Source organism: Serratia sp. X3, from assembly GCF_014982455.1.
In the GTDB taxonomy this organism is placed as follows: domain Bacteria; phylum Pseudomonadota; class Gammaproteobacteria; order Enterobacterales; family Enterobacteriaceae; genus Serratia; species Serratia ureilytica.
Genome location: NZ_JADCNB010000010.1, coordinates 52,169 through 71,865 on the forward strand (window position 1 = coordinate 52,169; position 19,697 = coordinate 71,865).

The 19,697-nt window shown below is 59.9% G+C and carries 12 protein-coding genes; 3 read left to right on the forward strand and 9 right to left on the reverse strand.

Annotation, left to right across the window (positions count from 1 at the left end):
* Positions 1-41 precede the first annotated feature (41 nt).
* From acnB to pdhR, 5 genes are all read right to left on the reverse strand, one after another.
* Positions 42-2,639 carry a bifunctional aconitate hydratase 2/2-methylisocitrate dehydratase gene (acnB, locus tag IMX17_RS23430; protein ID WP_182265361.1) on the reverse strand — a complete coding sequence of 866 codons (2,598 nt, stop codon included), beginning with the start codon at positions 2,637-2,639 and terminating at the stop codon, positions 42-44.
* Positions 2,640-3,153: 514 nt separating this feature from the next.
* Complete coding sequence (gene lpdA / locus IMX17_RS23435; RefSeq protein WP_033644926.1) at positions 3,154-4,578, reverse strand: dihydrolipoyl dehydrogenase; 1,425 nt, start codon at positions 4,576-4,578, stop codon at positions 3,154-3,156.
* A 233-nt stretch (positions 4,579-4,811) separates the two neighbouring features.
* Positions 4,812-6,695, reverse strand: coding sequence for a pyruvate dehydrogenase complex dihydrolipoyllysine-residue acetyltransferase (gene aceF / locus IMX17_RS23440; protein WP_033632105.1), 1,884 nt, complete (start codon positions 6,693-6,695; stop codon positions 4,812-4,814).
* Between the two features lie 13 nt (positions 6,696-6,708).
* Positions 6,709-9,372 carry a pyruvate dehydrogenase (acetyl-transferring), homodimeric type gene (gene aceE, locus IMX17_RS23445; protein ID WP_046897328.1) on the reverse strand — a complete coding sequence of 888 codons (2,664 nt, stop codon included), beginning with the start codon at positions 9,370-9,372 and terminating at the stop codon, positions 6,709-6,711.
* Between the two features lie 165 nt (positions 9,373-9,537).
* Complete coding sequence (gene pdhR / locus IMX17_RS23450) at positions 9,538-10,302, reverse strand: pyruvate dehydrogenase complex transcriptional repressor PdhR (RefSeq protein ID WP_004937490.1); 765 nt, start codon at positions 10,300-10,302, stop codon at positions 9,538-9,540.
* A 631-nt stretch (positions 10,303-10,933) separates the two neighbouring features.
* Between pdhR and IMX17_RS23455 the strand changes: the two genes are divergently transcribed.
* On the forward strand, positions 10,934-12,310 hold the full coding sequence (locus tag IMX17_RS23455; RefSeq protein WP_004937488.1) for an amino acid permease: 1,377 nt from the start codon (positions 10,934-10,936) through the stop codon (positions 12,308-12,310).
* 63 nt (positions 12,311-12,373) lie between these two features.
* Here IMX17_RS23455 and IMX17_RS23460 read toward each other — a convergent pair whose 3' ends face one another.
* The 3 genes from IMX17_RS23460 to IMX17_RS23470 are packed head-to-tail and all read right to left on the reverse strand — an operon-like array spanning position 12,374 to position 16,946.
* The gene (locus IMX17_RS23460) at positions 12,374-13,609 is read right to left on the reverse strand and encodes a cytochrome c (protein WP_193550274.1); all 1,236 of its coding nucleotides are present in this window, start codon (positions 13,607-13,609) and stop codon (positions 12,374-12,376) included.
* A complete protein-coding gene (locus IMX17_RS23465; protein WP_015379038.1) occupies positions 13,606-14,160 on the reverse strand; it encodes a (2Fe-2S)-binding protein in 555 nt (184 codons plus the stop codon). Before IMX17_RS23465 ends, IMX17_RS23460 begins: the two co-directional genes overlap by 4 nt.
* Positions 14,157-16,946, reverse strand: a complete 2,790-nt coding sequence (locus tag IMX17_RS23470) for a xanthine dehydrogenase family protein molybdopterin-binding subunit (RefSeq protein ID WP_046897326.1) — start codon at positions 16,944-16,946, stop codon at positions 14,157-14,159. The genes IMX17_RS23465 and IMX17_RS23470 overlap by 4 nt, the downstream gene beginning before the upstream one ends.
* Before the next feature lie 208 nt (positions 16,947-17,154).
* Between IMX17_RS23470 and IMX17_RS23475 the strand changes: the two genes are divergently transcribed.
* Complete coding sequence (locus IMX17_RS23475; protein WP_046687798.1) at positions 17,155-17,739, forward strand: NTP transferase domain-containing protein; 585 nt, start codon at positions 17,155-17,157, stop codon at positions 17,737-17,739.
* Positions 17,740-17,747: 8 nt separating this feature from the next.
* On the forward strand, positions 17,748-18,800 hold the full coding sequence (locus tag IMX17_RS23480; RefSeq protein ID WP_193550275.1) for an XdhC family protein: 1,053 nt from the start codon (positions 17,748-17,750) through the stop codon (positions 18,798-18,800).
* Here the strand turns inward: IMX17_RS23480 and IMX17_RS23485 are convergent.
* Positions 18,724-19,590, reverse strand: coding sequence for a helix-turn-helix domain-containing protein (locus IMX17_RS23485; RefSeq protein ID WP_046897324.1), 867 nt, complete (start codon positions 19,588-19,590; stop codon positions 18,724-18,726). The genes IMX17_RS23480 and IMX17_RS23485 overlap by 77 nt on opposite strands.
* Positions 19,591-19,697 lie beyond the last annotated feature (107 nt).

Consider the following 19,697-nt stretch of genomic DNA (forward strand, 5'->3'; position numbering starts at 1 on the left):
AGGCCAAGGCCTCCCGTTAAACAGTTGCGCAATATAGCGGCTTACACGGCGGTTTGGAAGATCACGCCGTCGGCTTTTTCGGTGTACTGGCCCAGCTGGTCAAAGTTCAGGTAGCGGTAGGTATCCGCCGCCGTCTTGTCGACCTGCGCCATATAGGTCTGGTACTCGTCCGGCGTCGGCAGGCGGCCCAGCAGGGACGCTACCGCGGCCAGTTCGGCAGACGCCAGATAGACGTTGGCGCCGGTGCCCAGACGGTTCGGGAAGTTACGGGTTGAGGTGGAAACCACCGTCGCGCCGTCCGCCACGCGCGCCTGGTTGCCCATGCACAGCGAGCAGCCCGGGATCTCGATACGCGCGCCGCTCTTGCCGAAGACGCTGTAGTAGCCTTCTTCGGTCAACTGAGCCGCATCCATCTTGGTTGGTGGCGCCACCCACAGACGGGTCGGCAGCTGGCCCTTGTGCTGATCCAGCAGCTTGCCCGCCGCGCGGAAGTGGCCGATGTTGGTCATGCAAGAACCGATGAACACTTCATCGATTTTGCTGTTGGCCACGTCGGACAGCAGGCGCGCATCGTCAGGATCGTTCGGCGCGCACAGGATCGGCTCTTTGATCTCGTTCAGATCGATGTCGATCACCGCCGCATATTCCGCATCCGCATCGCCTTCCAGCAGTTGCGGATCCGCCAGCCATTTTTCCATGCCCTGAATACGGCGCTCCAGCGTACGGCGATCGCCGTAGCCTTCGGAGATCATCCACTTCAGCAGCACGATGTTGGAGTTCAGGTACTCTTCGATCGGCGCCTTGTCCAGCTTGATGGTACAACCGGCGGCGGAACGTTCGGCGGACGCATCGGTCAGCTCAAACGCCTGCTCGACCTTCAGATCCGGCAGGCCTTCGATCTCCAGAATGCGGCCGGAGAAGATGTTTTTCTTGCCCTTCTTCTCGACGGTCAGCAGACCCTGCTGGATCGCGTAGTAAGGGATGGCGTGCACCAGATCGCGCAGGGTGATGCCCGGCTGCATTTTGCCTTTGAAGCGCACCAGCACCGACTCAGGCATATCCAGCGGCATCACGCCGGTCGCGGCGGCAAACGCCACCAGGCCGGAACCGGCCGGGAAGGAGATGCCGATCGGGAAGCGGGTGTGGGAATCGCCGCCGGTGCCGACGGTGTCAGGCAGCAGCATGCGGTTCAGCCAGGAGTGGATCACGCCGTCGCCCGGGCGCAGCGATACGCCGCCGCGGTTCATGATGAAGTCAGGCAGCGTGTGGTGCGTGGTCACGTCGACCGGTTTCGGGTACGCGGCGGTGTGGCAGAACGACTGCATGACGAGATCGGCGGAGAAGCCGAGGCAGGCCAGGTCTTTCAGCTCATCGCGGGTCATCGGGCCGGTGGTGTCCTGAGAGCCGACGGAGGTCATCTTCGGCTCGCAGTATTCGCCAGGGCGAATGCCGGCGACGCCGCAGGCGCGGCCGACCATTTTCTGCGCCAGCGAGAAGCCTTTGTTGCTGGCGGCTACCGGTTTGGCGATGCGGAACACGTCGCTGTGCGGCAGACCCAGCGCTTCGCGCGCCTTGGTGGTCAGACCGCGGCCGATGATCAGCGGGATACGGCCGCCGGCGCGCACTTCATCCAGCAGCACGTCGGTTTTCAGCTCGAAGTTGGCGATCAGCGCGCCGGTTTCGTGGTTGCGCACTTCACCTTTGTACGGGTAAACGTCGATCACGTCGCCCATGTTCAGCTCGGACACGTCCACTTCGATCGGCAAGGCGCCGGCATCTTCCATGGTGTTGAAGAAGATAGGCGCAATCTTGCCGCCCAGCACCACGCCGCCGCCGCGCTTGTTCGGCACGTACGGGATGTCGTCGCCCATGAACCACAGCACCGAGTTGGTGGCGGATTTACGGGAGGAGCCGGTGCCGACCACGTCGCCGACGTAGGCCAGCGGGAAGCCTTTCTTGTTCAGCAGCTCGATCTGTTTGATCGGGCCGACGCTGCCCGGCTGATCCGGCACGATGCCTTCACGTTCGTTTTTCAGCATCGCCAGCGCGTGCAGCGGGATATCCGGACGCGACCAGGCGTCCGGCGCCGGGGACAGGTCGTCGGTGTTGGTTTCGCCGGTCACTTTGAACACGGTGACGGTGATCTTTTCCGCCAGCTCAGGGCGCGACAGGTACCATTCGGCATCGGCCCAGGACTGCATGATCTGCTTGGCGTGCGCGTTGCCGGCTTTCGCCTTCTCTTCCACATCGTAGAAGTTGTCGAACATCAGCAGCGTGTGGGACAGCGCTTTAGCGGCGATCGGCGCCAGCTTTTCGTTGTCCAGGGCTTCGATCAGCGGATGAATGTTATAGCCGCCCTGCATGGTGCCTAACAGTTCAATGGCTTTCTCGGGGGTAACCAGGGGGGATGTCGCTTCACCTTTGGCGATGGCCGCCAGGAAACCTGCTTTGACGTAGGCGGCTTCGTCGACGCCCGGTGGAACACGGTTAATCAGCAGGTCTAACAGGAATTCTTCTTCGCCTTTTGGCGGATTCTTCAGTAGTTCGACCAGCGCGGCCATTTGGGTGGCGTCTAGCGGCTTAGGGGCGATGCCCTCAGCAGCACGCTCGGCTACGTGCTTACGGTATTCTTCTAGCACGACGTTCTCCTCGCTCTCATTGTCATTTATTGTGCCTGGCGTATATGCAAACCGGGTTTATACCCTTTGGGTTTCACTCTGTGGCTAGGCGATCGGCCCGTAAAGGCCCCGAAACGGTGATTGGGGCAAACAAGCACGGTCAAACAGCGTTACAGCATGAAAGACTGATGGGTAGAGCGCACGGCGATATTGATGCCATCTATCCTGACGGGGCACTGCTGTCGATGTCCTGGACTGTAAGGTACAGTGCCCGGTTCCGCTCAGCCAGCATATCAGGATTTGAAACGGTTGTTAATTCGTTCACATAAAAGCAACATTAAATCTTTGCTGAATCGTTGAGCGCAGCGTAATCGGCTGCCGGACAAACAGGGCATTATATCCACATAATTAAAATGGATATAAGCATGAGGATCGGAATTTGGCGCAGCGGCCACAAAAAACCGCGTTCTGCATCTGAGCAAAAAAAAACGGCCCCTTCTCAGGAGCCGCTTGTTAACCGGTCAAACCAGCAGAATTACTTCTTCTTGGCTTTCGGGTTAGGCAGGTCGGTGATGCTGCCTTCGTAGATTTCCGCCGCCAGGCCCACGGATTCGTGCAGGGTCGGGTGAGCGTGGATGGTCAGCGCGATGTCTTCCGCGTCGCAGCCCATCTCGATAGCCAGACCGATTTCACCCAGCAGCTCGCCGCCGTTGGTGCCGACAATCGCGCCACCGATGATGCGGTGAGTTTCTTTGTCGAAGATCAGTTTGGTCATGCCGTCTGCACAGTCGGAAGCGATCGCACGGCCGGAAGCCGCCCACGGGAAGGTGGAGGTTTCGTAGCTGATGCCTTTCTCTTTCGCTTCTTTCTCGGTCAGACCCACCCACGCCACTTCCGGCTCGGTGTATGCGATGGATGGGATCACTTTCGGATCGAAGTAGTGCTTCATGCCGGCGATAACTTCTGCGGCGACGTGGCCTTCGTGCACGCCTTTGTGCGCCAGCATCGGCTGGCCGACGATGTCGCCGATGGCGAAGATGTGCGGCACGTTGGTGCGCAGCTGTTTGTCGACGTTGATGAAGCCACGCTCGTCAACTTCAACACCGGCTTTGCCGGCATCCAGCAGTTTGCCGTTCGGCACGCGGCCGATCGCCACCAGCACCGCGTCGTAACGCTGTGGCTCTGCCGGCGCTTTTTTACCTTCCATCGTGACGTAAATGCCGTCTTCTTTGGCTTCTACCGCGGTCACTTTGGTTTCCAGCATCAGGTTGAACTGCTTGCTGATACGTTTGGTGAAGACTTTCACCACGTCTTTATCTGCCGCCGGGATAACCTGATCGAACATTTCAACGACGTCGATCTGTGAACCCAGCGCATGGTATACGGTGCCCATTTCCAGGCCGATGATGCCGCCGCCCATAACCAGCAGACGCTCTGGGACGGTTTTCAGCGCCAGCGCATCGGTAGAATCCCACACGCGTGGATCTTCATGAGGAATGAATGGCAGTTGGATCGGACGAGAACCTGCAGCGATGATGGCGTTGTCGAAGTTGATGGTGGTTGGGCCGTTTTCGCCTTCAACAACCAGGGTGTTAGCGCCGGTGAACTTGCCCAGGCCGTTGACCACTTTCACTTTACGACCTTTCGCCATGCCAGCCAGACCGCCGGTCAGCTGAGTGATGACTTTTTCTTTCCAGACGCGCACTTTGTCGATGTCGGTTTTCGGCTCGCCAAAAACGATGCCGTGTTCGGCCAGCGCTTTGGCTTCTTCGATCACTTTGGCAACGTGCAGCAGTGCTTTGGAAGGGATACATCCCACGTTCAGGCAAACCCCGCCCAGAGTGGAATAACGTTCAACCAGAACGGTTTCAAGACCTAAGTCAGCGCAACGAAAGGCTGCAGAGTAACCTGCCGGGCCCGCCCCAAGTACCACGACCTGAGTTTTAATTTCAGTACTCATCATGACCTCTTAATTGATTGTCCGGCGGGTCAGACGTCATTTTTATTGCTAATCGATCTCATAACGCCCTTCATCCACCGGGACGCTTACACCGCGAGCAGTTTACAGAATTGTTAATAATCTGCAAAGCGTGTTCGAGTGACCCGTGTCTCAACAATTTTGTCGAGTTATGCAAAATCCGACAAAACTGCTACAGAATCGTCAGGGGCGCAGCATGCTGCGCCCCTTTTGCATTACATCACCAGACGGCGAATGTCGGACAACATGTTGTTGATGATGGTGATGAAGCGCGCACCATCGGCACCGTCGATAACGCGGTGGTCGAAGGACAGCGACATCGGCATCATCAGGCGCGGCATGAACTCTTTACCGTTCCAGACCGGCTCCATCGCAGACTTGGAGACGCCCAGGATAGCCACTTCCGGCGCGTTGACGATCGGCGCGAAGTGAGTCGTCCCGATGCCGCCCAGGCTGGAGATGGTGAAGCAGCCGCCCTGCATCTCGCCCGCGGTCAGCTTGCCGTCGCGCGCTTTCTTGGAGATGGTCATCAGCTCGCGAGACAGCTCGGTGATGCTCTTCTTGTTCACGTCCTTGAACACTGGAACCACCAGGCCGTTCGGGGTATCTACCGCCACGCCGATGTTGATGTATTTCTTCAGCGTCAGCTTCTGACCGTCTTCGGACAGCGAGCTGTTGAAGCGCGGCATCTGCTCCAGAGCGGCAGCGACGGCTTTCATGATGAACACGACAGGCGTGAACTTCACGTCCAGCTTGCGCTTGGCCGCTTCTTCGTTCTGCTGCTTGCGGAACGCTTCCAGATCGGTGATGTCGGTTTTGTCGAAGTGAGTCACGTGCGGGATCATCACCCAGTTGCGGCTCAGGTTCGCGCCAGAGATCTTCTGGATGCGGCCCATTTCGACTTCTTCGATCTCGCCGAACTTGCTGAAGTCCACTTTCGGCCATGGCAGCATGCCTGGCAGACCGCCGCCGGCAGCAGCCGGGGCCGCTTCAGCGCGTTTCACCGCGTCTTTCACGTAAGCCTGAACGTCTTCGCGCAGGATGCGGCCTTTACGACCGGTGCCTTTCACTTTCGCCAGGTTAACGCCGAATTCACGCGCCAGACGACGAATGACCGGAGTCGCGTGCACATATGCCGCGTTCTCGGCGAACTCGCCTTTGTCTTCAGCTTTCGCGGCCGGAGCGGCGGCTTTCGCGGCGGCCGGCGCCGGCGCAGCGTCCGCTTTAGCAGCTGGAGCGGCGGCAGCGGCAGGCGCAGCGCCTTCCACTTCGAACACCATGATCAGGGAGCCGGTTTTCACTTTGTCGCCGGTCGCGATCTTGATCTCTTTCACGGTGCCCGCGAACGGCGCTGGCACTTCCATGGAGGCCTTGTCGCCTTCCACGGTGATCAGAGACTGCTCGGCGGCAACCTTGTCGCCCACCTTGACCATCACCTCGGTCACTTCGACTTCGTCACCGCCGATATCCGGCACGGCGACGTCTTTAGCCGCAGAGGCCGCAGGTGCTGCAGCGGCAGCCGGTGCTTGCGCCGCAGCCGGGGCCGCAGCGGAAGCGGCGCCGGCCACTTCGAACACCATGATCAGGGAGCCGGTTTTCACTTTGTCGCCGGTCGCGATCTTGATCTCTTTCACGGTGCCCGCGAACGGCGCAGGGACTTCCATGGAAGCCTTGTCGCCTTCCACGGTGATCAGGGACTGCTCGGCTTCCACCTTGTCGCCCACTTTCACCAGGATCTCGGTCACTTCGACTTCGTCGGCGCCGATATCCGGCACGGCAACGTCTTTGGCCGCAGCGGCAGCCGGGGCAGCTGCTGCCGCCGCCGGTTTTTCTTCCGCTTTCGCCGCCGGTGCCGCTTCCGCTGCGCCTGCCGCTTCGAAGATCATGATCAGTTTGCCGGTTTCGGTTTTATCGCCGACCGCCACTTTGATCTCTTTCACCACGCCCGCCTGCGGGGAGGGCACTTCCATGGAGGCCTTGTCGCCCTCCACGGTGATCAGCGATTGTTCCGCTTCAACTTTATCGCCGACCTTCACCAGAATCTCGGTGATTTCGACTTCATCTGCACCGATATCCGGTACGTTGATTTCGATAGACATTATTCAGTACCTCTTAGGCCAGACGCGGGTTAACTTTTTCTGGGTTGATGTTGAATTTCTTGATTGCATCAGCAACCACAGAAGCTTCGATCTCACCGCGTTTAGCCAGTTCACCCAGAGCAGCAACCACCACGTAGGACGCATCGACTTCGAAGTGGTGACGCAGGTTTTCGCGGCTGTCCGAACGGCCGAAGCCGTCGGTGCCCAGTACGCGATAATCGCTGGCCGGCACATAAGTACGAACCTGTTCGGCGAACAGTTTCATGTAGTCGGTAGAGGCTACCGCCGGCGCATCGTTCATCACCTGAGCGATGTAAGGCACGCGTGGCGCTTCGGTTGGGTGCAGCATGTTCCAACGCTCGCAATCCTGGCCGTCGCGCGCCAGTTCGGTGAACGAGGTCACGCTGTAGGTGTCGGAACCCACGCCGTAGTCCTTCGCCAGGATCTGCGCAGCTTCGCGCACGTGGCGCAGGATGGCGCCGGAGCCCAGCAGCTGCACCTTGCCTTTGCTGCCTTCCAGCGTTTCCAGCTTGTAGATACCCTTGCGGATACCTTCTTCCGCACCCTGCGGCATCGCAGGCATGTGGTAGTTTTCGTTCAGCGTGGTCAGGTAGTAGTACACGTTTTCCGGGTTGTCGCCATACATGCGCACCAGACCGTCGTGCATGATGACCGCCACTTCGTACGCGTAAGCCGGATCGTAAGAGATGCAGTTAGGGATGGTCAGAGACTGAATGTGGCTGTGGCCATCTTCGTGCTGCAGACCTTCGCCGTTCAGGGTAGTACGGCCCGAGGTCCCGCCGATCAGGAAGCCGCGCGCCTGTTGGTCGCCCGCTGCCCAGCACAGGTCGCCGATGCGTTGGAAACCGAACATCGAGTAGTAGATGTAGAACGGAATCATCGGCAGATCGTTGGTGCTGTAGGACGTCGCTGCGGCCAGCCAGGAAGAGGCTGCGCCCAGTTCGTTGATGCCTTCCTGCAGGATTTGGCCTTTCTCGTCTTCTTTGTAGTAAGCAACCTGCTCACGGTCCTGCGGGGTGTACTGCTGGCCGTTCGGGCTGTAGATACCGATCTGACGGAACAGACCTTCCATACCGAAGGTACGCGCTTCGTCGGCGATGATTGGCACCAGGCGATCTTTGATCGACTTGTTCTTCAGCATCACGTTCAGGGCACGCACGAAGGCGATAGTGGTGGAAATCTCTTTGTTCTGCTCTTCCAGCAGCGAGCTGAAATCTTCCAGCGCCGGCATTTCCAGCTTCTGGGTGAACTCCGGCAGACGGGTAGGCACGTAGCCTTTCAGCGCCTGGCGACGTTCGTGCAGGTATTTGTACTCTTCGGAATCTTTCTCGAAGGTGATGTACGGCAGTTTTTCGATGTCAGCATCGGCAACCGGCACGTTGAAACGATCGCGGAAGTGGTGAACCCCTTCCATGTTCATTTTCTTCACCTGGTGAGCGATGTTTTTACCTTCCGCGGTTTCACCCATGCCGTAACCTTTGATGGTGTGGGCCAGGATAACGGTCGGTTTGCCTTTGGTGTCCTGCGCTTTTTTCAGTGCAGCGAAGATTTTCTTCGGATCGTGACCACCACGGTTCAGCGCCCAGATTTCGTCGTCGGTCATGTCTTTGACCAGCGCCGCGGTTTCCGGGTAACGGCCGAAGAAGTGCTCGCGCACGTAAGCGCCGTCTTTGGATTTGAAGGTCTGGTAGTCGCCGTCCAGGGTCTCGTTCATCAGCTGAACCAGTTTACCGCTGGTGTCTTTGCGCAGCAGCTCGTCCCAACGGCCGCCCCAGATCACTTTCAGCACCTGCCAGCCTGCGCCGGAGAAGATGCCTTCCAGTTCGTTGATGATCTTGCCGTTACCGGTGACCGGGCCGTCCAGGCGCTGCAGGTTGCAGTTGATGACGAACACCAGGTTGTCCAGCTTCTCGCGGGTGGCGATGGTGATGGCGCCTTTGGATTCCGGCTCATCCATCTCGCCGTCGCCCAGGAAGGCGTAAACGGTCTGCTCAGAGGTGTCTTTCAGGCCGCGGTGTTCCAGGTATTTCAGGAACTTCGCCTGATAGATGGCGCTGATTGGGCCCAGGCCCATGGATACGGTCGGGAACTGCCAGAATTCCGGCATCAGCTTAGGATGCGGATAAGAGGACAGGCCGTTGCCGTGCACTTCCTGACGGAAGTTGTTCATCTGTTCTTCGGTCAGGCGGCCTTCAAGGAAGGCGCGCGCGTAAACGCCCGGAGAGATGTGGCCCTGGAAGTAGACCAGGTCGCCGCCGTCTTTCTCGTTGCGTGCGCGGAAGAAGTGGTTAAAGCAGACTTCATAGAAGGTCGCGGAAGACTGGAAGGAAGCCATGTGGCCGCCCAGTTCCAGGTCTTTCTTGGATGCGCGCAGAACGGTCATGATCGCATTCCAACGAATCGCAGAGCGAATGCGGCGTTCCAGATCCAGGTTGCCTGGGTAAGCCGGTTCGTCTTCTACCGCGATGGTGTTGACATAGTTGTGCGCTGCAGCACCGGCCGCAACGTTAACGCCGCCTTTGCGGGCTTCTCCCAATACCTGATCAATCAGAAACTGAGCTCGCTCAACACCCTCTTCACGGATGACCGATTCGATCGCCTGCAGCCAGTCGCGGGTTTCGATCGGATCCACGTCATTGTTTAAACGTTCTGACATGGTGGTATTCCTTATCTGTCTAATGGTTTGTTTGGAGCCTGTCTTCCTGTGCTCTGTGAAAAAACACACGAAGACAGGCCCATCAGTTTAGTTGCCGCTTAAGTACTTAACTAAGTACCTCGAACTTAACCCCCGCAGGCTGGTGTACCCTGAAGAGGACAGCTCTTAATCCTTGCGTTGCTGGAGACGCCGCAGCGATCTCTCGCGCCGAGTATGCTCCCGGCTGAGATCCAGCAAGATTTCCTCGATAAACGCCAAGTGGCGATGCGAGGCTTCACGGGCCTTTTCCGGCTCGCGTGCCACAATCGCCTCAAAAATTCCGGCGCGGTGGCTGCTCACTTTTGCCAACATCTCACGGCGCGAGTAGAGCAATTCAAAGTTCTGACGCACGTTCTGTTCCAGCATCGGCCCCATGCAGCGTAGCAGGTGAAGTAACACAACGTTGTGAGCGGCTTCAGTCACGGCGATTTGATACTGCATGACCGCATCGGCTTCGGCGTCGAGATCGCCGCTGTCTTGAGCCTGTTGAATCACGATGTGGCAATCGCGGATGCGCGCCAGATCTTCATCGGTGCCGCGCAGCGCCGCGTAATAGGCGGCAATGCCTTCCAGCGCGTGACGGGTTTCCAGCAGATCGAACTGTGATTCGGGATGGTCGGCCAGCAGCTCGGCCAGCGGATCGCTGAAGCTCTGCCACAGATTAGTTTGCACGAAGGTGCCGCCGCCCTGACGGCGCAGGAGCAGCCCTTTCGCTTCAAGGCGCTGAATGGCCTCTCTCAGAGAAGGACGGGAGACATCAAATTGTTTCGCCAGCTCGCGCTCCGGAGGCAGTTTTTCGCCTGGGCGCAGTGTCCCCTCGAGGATCAGGTATTCGAGCTGTTGCTCGATAACATCTGACAACTTGGGTTGGCGGATTTTGCTGTAGGCCATGAGTGAATTCTTCTCTGCGAATGGCGCGGAGTCAATTGGTAATACCAATTTCAAAAACGTGACGGTAAAGTAACAAAGTATTCACCTCCTGTCCATACGGGCCTTGATCGAAATCAGGTTACCCGCACATTTTAACACCTCGCTGAAAACCCCGCTGCAAACCGGTAACGCCGTGATGGTATTACCATTTACGCGGCGGGTTGGGGATTTAACTTTTACCAAACCTTACGCAAGGCAGAGTGCAAACTTTTTGCCCGAGTTTTATTGCATGGTTATTACGCTTTAATGAATGGCTATTTGGCGAGCAGCGCAACGGCGGTTCGTTCATTATTTGAACGCGGCCCACCGTTCAGATCTACGTTATTTTTGCGCATTATGTGATTTGTTGCTTATTTCATGCACTGAATCCCCCCTGCCGTCACACAACCCGCATTTTGTTTCCTAAACTGCTGCAATCTTAATCACTCACACGACAAAGCAGGTGCAAACCGACGCGCATAACATTATTCTCTGCCAAACGGTAGCGGCGCCGTGGAATTAATAGCTATAACGCCGTAAATAAAACAAAACACACATCGTAACCACTGCTTTACAGGCAGATGGGCATTCACAACGACAGAGGGTTAGATTGATGGATGGTCAACAGCATGGTGACCAGCTGAAGCGCGGCCTGAAAAACCGCCATATTCAGCTCATCGCCTTAGGTGGCGCAATCGGCACCGGGTTATTTCTCGGTATCGCTCAAACAATAAAAATGGCCGGCCCGTCAGTGCTTCTCGGCTACGCCATCGGCGGCTTCATCGCGTTTCTGATCATGCGCCAACTGGGGGAAATGGTGGTGGAAGAGCCGGTCGCCGGTTCCTTCAGCCACTTCGCCTATAAATACTGGGGCAACTTCGCCGGCTTCGCCTCCGGCTGGAACTATTGGGTGCTGTATGTTCTGGTGGCGATGGCGGAGCTGACCGCGGTCGGCATCTACGTGCAGTACTGGTGGCCGGAGATCCCCACCTGGGTTTCCGCCGCGGTATTCTTCCTGGCGATCAACGCCATCAACCTGGCCAACGTGAAAGTTTACGGCGAGATGGAGTTCTGGTTCGCCATCATCAAAGTGGTGGCGATTATCGGCATGATCGTGTTCGGCGCCTACCTGCTGTTCAGCGGCATGGGCGGCCCGGAAGCCACCGTCACCAACCTGTGGGCGCAGGGCGGGTTCTTCCCGAACGGCGTCATGGGCCTGGTGATGGCGATGGCGGTGATCATGTTCTCCTTCGGCGGCCTCGAGCTGGTCGGCATCACCGCCGCCGAAGCCGACAACCCGCAAAAAAGCATTCCGAAAGCCACCAATCAGGTGATCTACCGCATCCTGATCTTCTATATCGGTTCACTGGCCATTCTGCTGTCGCTGTACCCGTGGGGCAAAGTGGTCGAAGGCGGCAGCCCGTTCGTGCTGATCTTCCACGCGCTGAACAGCAACCTGGTGGCGACCGTGCTGAACATCGTGGTGCTCACCGCCGCGCTGTCGGTCTACAACAGCTGCGTCTACTGTAACAGCCGCATGCTGTACGGCCTGGCGCAGCAGGGCAACGGCCCGAAAAGCCTGCTGAAGGTTGACGGCCGCGGCGTGCCGGTGGTGGCCATAGGCATTTCCGCCCTCGCCACCGCGCTGTGCGTGCTGATTAACTACCTGATCCCGGGCCGCGCCTTCGAACTGCTGATGGCGTTGGTGGTGTCGGCGCTGGTGATCAACTGGGCGATGATCAGCCTGGCGCACCTGAAATTCCGCGCCGCCAAAAACCGTGAAGGCGTGGTGCCGAAGTTCAAAGCGTTCTGGTACCCGTTCAGCAACTACCTGTGCCTGCTGTTCATGGCCGGCATCCTGGTGATCATGTACCTGACGCCGGGCATTCAAATCTCGGTGCTGCTGATCCCGGTATGGGTGGCGATCCTGGCCGTCGGTTACGCCATCAAACAGCGCAGCCAGCGTGTCGACGGCGTCACCAGCCGTTGAATCCCGTGACCGCGCAATAAAATGGCCCGCAGATGCGGGCCATTTTTTTCGCCTGAACGCCGCTTACTTGCGCAGCGCTTTCACCTGCTCGGCGGTGACGTCCGCCGGCAAACCGCCCCAGGTCACCCGCAGGTAATTTACCAGTTCCGCCACGTCGGCATCGCTTAGACGCTCGCCGAAGCCCGGCATGCTCTGCATGCTTTCACCGTTCGGGAACTGCTGGGCCGGCAGGCCGTCCAGCACCGACACGATCAGGTTCTTGCCGTCCGCCTGGCGCAGCGTGGCGTTATCGCGCATCGCCGGTGCGACGTGCGGTTTGCCCTCGCCTTCGCGCGCATGGCAGCCGGCGCACTGATCCAGATAGGTCATGCGCCCGGCATCGCTGCCCTGCCCCATTTTCACCGGCACCGCCGCCGGCGGCTGCTCGCCCATCAGATACAGCGCCAGCGCCTGATGGTCTTCCGGCGTCAAATGACGGGTGCTGAGATCCACCACCATATGCATCTCACTGAAGGCCGAACCCTGCGGCGCAAGGCCGGTGCTGAGGAAGCGGCTGACGTCCTGCGGCGTCCAGCCGCGCTGCGCCAGGCCATGCGGCGTAATGTCCGGCGCCATAAAGCGGCCGAGATCGCCGCCCTGCATCGGTTTGCCGAGATCCATCTGCCCCAGCGCGCCGCGCGGCGTGTGACATTCGCCACAGTGGCCCAGCACGTCGGCCAGATAGCGGCCGCGCTGCCATTGCGGCGAGCTGCCCTGCGAACTGGCCGGCAGCGGATCCTGGCTACGGAACAGCAGATTCCAGCCGATCAGCGCCATGCGCTGGTTGAACGGGAACGGCATCTCGTTGGCCGGAATGGCCACGTCTACCGCCGGACGCGTCATCAGGTAAGCATAGATATCATCGGCGTCCTGACGCGAAATGCCCTTGTACGAGGTGTAAGGCATCGCCGGATACAGGTGGCGCCCGCCCGGCGCCACGCCCTGCGTCAGCGCCAGGAAGAAGTCGTCCTTGCTCCAGCGCCCGATGCCGTGATCGGCCGACGGCGTCAGGTTGCTGCCGTAAATCGTGCCGAACGGCGTGTCCAGCGGATAGCCGCCGGCCAACGGCGCCCCGCCGCTGGCGGTATGGCAGGCGGCGCAGTCGGCGGCCTGCGCCAGATAGCGGCCGCGCGCGATCTGTTCGGCGCTGGCGGTCACCTGCTGCGCCGGGCCATCGTAACGGCGGTTTTCCCGCCACCACAACAGCGCAATCACCACGATCGCCACCAGCACAATCAACACTGCGAGACGTTTTTTCATTGCGCCGTCTCCTTCAGCAGGCCCGGCGTTTTCAGCACCACGTCACGCACCGCTTCGTAGTAGCGCACGTAGCCGGTACAGCGGCAGATGTGGCTGTCCAGCGCCTGCTCGATGGCGTTCTCCAGCTGATCGCGGGCGATCGGCTCACGCTTGAGCTTTTCCACGAAGATGGTGGCGGCGTTGACGAAGCCCGGCGTGCAGTAGCCGCACTGGAAGCTGTAGTGCTCCAGAAAGGCCTGCTGGATCGGCGACAGCTCAACCACCTCCCCCTGTTCGTCCACCCTGGCGTGGCCTTCGACGGTGCGCACTTTCTTGCCGTTGAAAAAATGCGCGCCGGTGATGCAGGTGCGCACCTCTTCGCTGGTGCCGCTCGGGTGATCGACAATAGCCACGCAGGCGTGGCAAATGCCCTGCCCGCAGCCGAGGCGCGAACCGGTCAAATCGAGATACTCGTGCAGGAAATCGATCATCATCAAGCCTTCCGGCACCTCGATCGGGCCGTACTGTTTCTCGTTGATGGTCAGGGAAATCGGCTGGGTTTTAATGCTCATTGTAATACCTCACGAATATTTTCTGCACGAACGGGCAAATCACGGAAACGGTGGCCGGTGGCGTCGGCAATGGCGTTGACCAGCGCGGCCACGATCGGGATCATCACCACTTCCGCCATGCCTTTCGGCGGATCGGTTTCCGACAGCGCCGGCAGGATGTCGCCGCTCTGTTTCCATACCGCCACGTCGCTGGCGCGCGGCAGGTGGTAACGGTTGAAGTTCCAGGTGCCGTTGCCCGGGCCGTCTTCGTACAGCGGTAAATATTCGTGCAGCGCATGGCCGATGCCCATCGCCAGCCCGCCCTGCAGCTGGCCGGAAACCAGTTCCGGCACGATCAGGTTGCCACACTCCATGATCGAGTGGTGATTCAGCAACTCCACCTGGCCGGTGGCGATATCCACCGCCACTTCCGCCAGCGTGCCGACGGCGCTGTAGTAGGTCACCGCCGCATTGTTGCGCTGGGTCGGCGGATAATAGACCTGCCCGCGCGCCAGCGGTTTGAATTCGCCGCCGGCGTTGCGCAGCGCCATGCCGTCGACCGGCAGGCGTTCGCTTTTGCCGTTCAACGTGAAATCGGCCTCCGCCCACTGCCAGCGGTTGAACACATGCACCGCCGCGCCGGTGACGCCGCCCATCTGATAAGCCGTCTTGGCCAGCAGCTCGAGGCTCAGCACCGACATGCCCGCCGCCGTCAGGCCGCCTTCGACCCAACGCGCATCTTCGCGCCGCACCACCAGCGGCGCCGCCTGGCCGCCGCCGATACCGGCCTGCCACAGCGCCATCGCCGCCGGCCACAGGCCGTGATCGAAGATCAGGCGCGCCGCTTCGCGGGTGCTGTGCGAGAAGTAATAGGCCGAGTTGCTGGCGCTCGACGGCGAACAGTAGCTCGGCGTCCAGTTGGGGTTGGTTTGCAGCTTATCCTGCTCTTCCTGCGACATCAGGTAAGGATCGCCGCTGGTGACCATCGGCAATACCGACCAGTCGGTGACCGAGAAGTGCGCTTCGTCGGCCGGTTTGCCCAGCCACTGCGCGCACAATACCGACTGCGAGGTCGACATGCCGGTGCCCATCTCCGCGCCGCTGTGATGCAGGGTGATGCGGCCGTCTTCGCTCAGCTCCACCCGGGCGAACGAGGTTTCCGCCCCGGTGCCGAAGTCTTTCTGCACGCAGCCGAAGCCGACGCCATAGCGCTTGCCGGGATGGCGGCTCTCAAACTCGGCCTTGCGTTCGGCGCGCTTGAGCCACATCTCGTGCTTCGCCGCCTTCTCCAGCACTTCATCAGCGCGGATCGCACCGGCCGGGATCGCCCCCTGGGTGTTTTTCATGCCGGATTTCAGCACGTTGCGCAGGCGAAACTCGATCGGGTCGATCTTCAGCTCGGCGGCCAGCTCATCCACCATCATCTCGGTGGCGGCCATGCTCTGTAGCGTGCCGTAACCGCGCGCCGAGCCGGCATCGATGGCGCGTGAGGCCAGCCCGACCGACGACAGATCGCTTTTCGGGAAGTAGTAAATCGACTGGGCGGCGGTTGCGCCGACCATCACCACCGAAGGGGTAAAGTTGCTGCGGCCGCCGCCGTCCGCGGTCATGTCACCGAGGAACGACTGCATGACGCCGGTTTGCTTATTCACCGCGATGCGGTAGTTCATGTCGAACGCATGGCGCTTCAGCGCCGTCTGGAACTGCTCGAAGCGATCGTTGGCCAGACGCACCGGGTGGCCGTCGCCGTACATCGCTGCCACCGCGCCGTAATACGGGAAGTTATAGTGGTCTTTCGAGCCGTAGCCCACGGTGTAGCACGGGTGCAGGATCAGCTGTTTCACCGGCGGATTGCGCTTGGCCAGCATGCGCGGCATCTCGTCGGCCACTTCCTGCGGCGACTGCGTCGGCACCACCAGATGCAGGGTTTGCGTCTGCGCATCGAACCAGCCGTTGGCGTTGTCCGGCTCCAGCGCCGAAGTGTCGATCGACTGCGTGGTGTAGCGGCGCGACATTACCAGCCAGTCGGCCGGCGGATTCGCCAACTCGTCGGCGATCATCCCTGCATAGCGCATGCCTTCCTGATCCAGCTTGCCGCCCTCGCGCCCTTCCGGCCACACCGGCAGGTGTTTTTTCATCGATACCGGGAAGATCGGCGTGTCCTTCAGACTGGAGAAGCGATCGTCGTCGAACGGTTGCTCTCCCCCCACCCGCACATAGCGGAAGCTGCCCCAGGGATCGCGCTCGAGCGGGCCGGTCACCGCGCCGTATTTGATGGTTTCTTCGCGGAATTTCAGCTTGTCCTTGGCGAAGCGGAAACGGGCGAAGTCGTGATAGATCAGGATCGCCACCGCCTGGCCGAGGTAGGCCGGGGTTTTGCCGCTCGGCAGCAGCATGTCGTCACCGTAGAACGCCGGAAAGGCCAGGCCGTCGCGCGCCAGATCTTCCGCCGTCACCAGGCGATCCGGTTGCAGATCGTCCCCCAACAGCGACAGATCGACCCCTTCGAACAACCGGTCGGCCTTGGTCACGCGCAGAATGAAGGCGTGCGCCTGTTTCTGCGGCCAGTGCGGCATGTCCACCGCGCGGATGTCGCGTGCGAACACCTTCTGCCCCATGACCTTGGCGCGGCCGTCGATACGGAAACGCACGCGCTTGGCCTGCGGATCCCAATTGGGCGACTGGAGGATTTTTTGCTCGAACAGCGCGGCGTAGGCGCGGCTGTACAGGGGCGCGAGGTACACGGATACCCCCGCAATCACGGCGCTTTTGATAAAGCGACGCCGCGACGGGTTGAAATTGCTCATAAATAAGTCCTTCACGTCTTTCTTGTAATTGGTTTTTGTTCGCGGTGTTGTTGCGCAAACGCTGACGACCTTGCCGTAGACGTCATAAGCATATGCTTATAACTAAAATTATGTGATGATTAACAGGCTGTTTTCAACAAAAAAACATTTGCAAAACACATAAGGTTTGTACGCTAATAAATAATTTGCGCAAACGCGGGCTTGAACCATGATCACGGGCATCATTATTACCGCCGCCGGACGCGGGGAGCGCTTTATTCGGGCCGGCGGCCAGGGCAACAAACTGAACGCCGGGTTTGCCGATGCGGCGGGCGAGCGGCGTTCGCTGTTCGAACACACCCTGCGCCAGGCGCTGGCTTCCGAGCTGCCGGTGCAGGTGGTGACCCGTCCGGATAATCTGCCGGTGCTGGCAGCCTGCGCCGCCAACCAAGTGCCGGTTACCCTGCTCGCCAGCGCGGGCCTCGGCGACTCGATCGCCGCAGGCGTTGCGGCCACGCCGCACTGGCAAGGCTGGCTGATCCATCTGGCCGATATGCCGTTCGTCAGCGCCGATGTCTTCCGGCAGGTGGCGAGCGCCTTACGGCAACACGCAATCGTACGCCCCAGCTATGCGCAACAGCCCGGTCACCCGGTCGGCTTTTCCGCCCTATTGCGCAAACAACTTTGCCAACTGCGCGGCGATAATGGCGCCCGTGGGCTGCTGCAAGGCGCAGCGGTGCACCTGTTGCCGCTTGAGCACCCCGGCGTCGTGCAGGATATTGATCTTCCATCGCAACTTCCGGCCAGCGAGTAAATTCACCTATGCAACATCTTGATGTCACCGTGGTCAGCCAGGCGATAAGCTGGCTGCAACACCAGCCGGTCTGGTTATGCACCGTCCTCAGCACCTATGGTTCTTCGCCGCGCTCGCCGGGCGCGCTGATGGCGGCGACCCGCGACGGCCGCTACAGCGGCTCATTGTCGGGCGGGTGCGTGGAGGAGGACTTCCTGCGCCGCGTGGCCGCCGGGGAGTATCAGGCGGCCAGCCAGGTGATCCGTTACGGCGAAGGCGGTATGACACCCAACGTGGCGCTGCCGTGCGGCGGCGTGCTGGACGTGCTGATCGAGTATCTGCCGGCGGGAGAAGCCAGCGTCGCTTACCTGCAACGCATCGCCGGCGCGCTGGAAGGGCATCACGCGTTGCTCAAACGCCTTACGCTGCCCAACGCCTGCCACAGCCTCGAGCAGAGTCATTTCACCAGCGCCACCCAGGTGGAACGCCGGCTCGAGCAGATCACGCTGCATATCGCGGCCGCGCCGCGCCTGCTGATCGCCGGGCTGTCCAGCGTAGCGCTGTACTGCGCCGATTTCGCCGTGGCGCTGGGGTTTGAGGTGCTGGTTTGCGAGAATCGCCCGGAGGCGCTGGATAACTTCGCCGCCGAGTTAAAACCGGGCGTGACGCTGCTGCGCCAGTTTCCGGCCAAGTTCATTGAGGACGGCGGTTGCCACGCCAATACCGCCGTCGTGGCGCTGACCCACGATCCGCGTATGGACGATCTGACGCTGATGGAAGCGATCCACACTCCGGCGTTTTACATCGGCGCCATGGGATCGCTGAGAAACAGCGCGCGGCGGCGCCAGCGGTTGCAGCAGATTGCCGAATTCACGCCGCAGGAGTTGGAACGCATTCATGCGCCGATCGGCCTGCCGCTGGGCAGCAAAACGCCGGCGGAGATCGCCCTGGCGGTGATGGCGGCGATCGTGCAGCAGAAAAACCAGCGACCGGCCGCCGACGGGATCAGTGCAACGGCACCACCGGCACCAGATGCTGCAGCTCCAGATGCAGCTCCTCTTTCCCGCTCAGCGAATAGCTGAACACCGTCATGTCCGGCCCGTCACCGCGGGCCAGCCCCATTTCGGGCAGCACCTGCGTGTAAATTTTAATGATGTGATCATTGAGCGCCACCGGCTTGCCGGAATAGCGAAAACGGCAAAACTCACCGTGGATCTCCGGCAGCGGCTCCAGCGCCACGCCTTCACGCAGCGGATAGTCCGTCGTCACGCCCAGGGTATAGTCGACCCTGACCCGCTCGCCGTCCGGCACCAGTTGGGTAAACGAATAGGTTTGCGTCGGGCGCTCGCCCAACAAGGTGTAAAACTGCGCCCGTAGCGCGCTGCGCAGCGGCAGGTGCGACTTATCCAGATTCTCGATATCCAGATGGTACGCATATTGCTTGCCGTGAAAAGCGTACTGCCCTCTGGCGATGCTGACGCGTTCGACCTCAATATCGCCGGGCTGGCTGGCCGCGAGTGAACGCACCAGATTGCTGAAGTCCTGTTTGCGGGCATGACGATAAACGCTGGGCGACTCGGCGAAGTGTTTCTTGAAACAGCGCGAGAACGTCTGCTGATTATCGAATTGATATTCAACCGAAATGTCCAGAATGCTCTTCTGCGTGAAACGCAAGGCGAAGGCGGCGAGGTAGAGGCGGCGAGCGCGAATGTAGGAAGCTAACGATAATCCGGTCTGCTTCTTGAACATGCGCTGCAGGTACCATTTCGTATAGCCTGACTTGGCGGAAACGATATCCAACGACAGCGGATTGGTCAGGTTGTCTTCAATCCAGACCAGCAATTCCCTGATGTGACTTTCCTGCGTACCCATGTGCTTGCCGAACCTTATGTTGCCGATATTCCATTAGTCGAATTTTAGTGCTATCCGCGTAGGGTATACAGGTTAAAACTCGCCGTCCAGCAAGCTACAGGACTTTA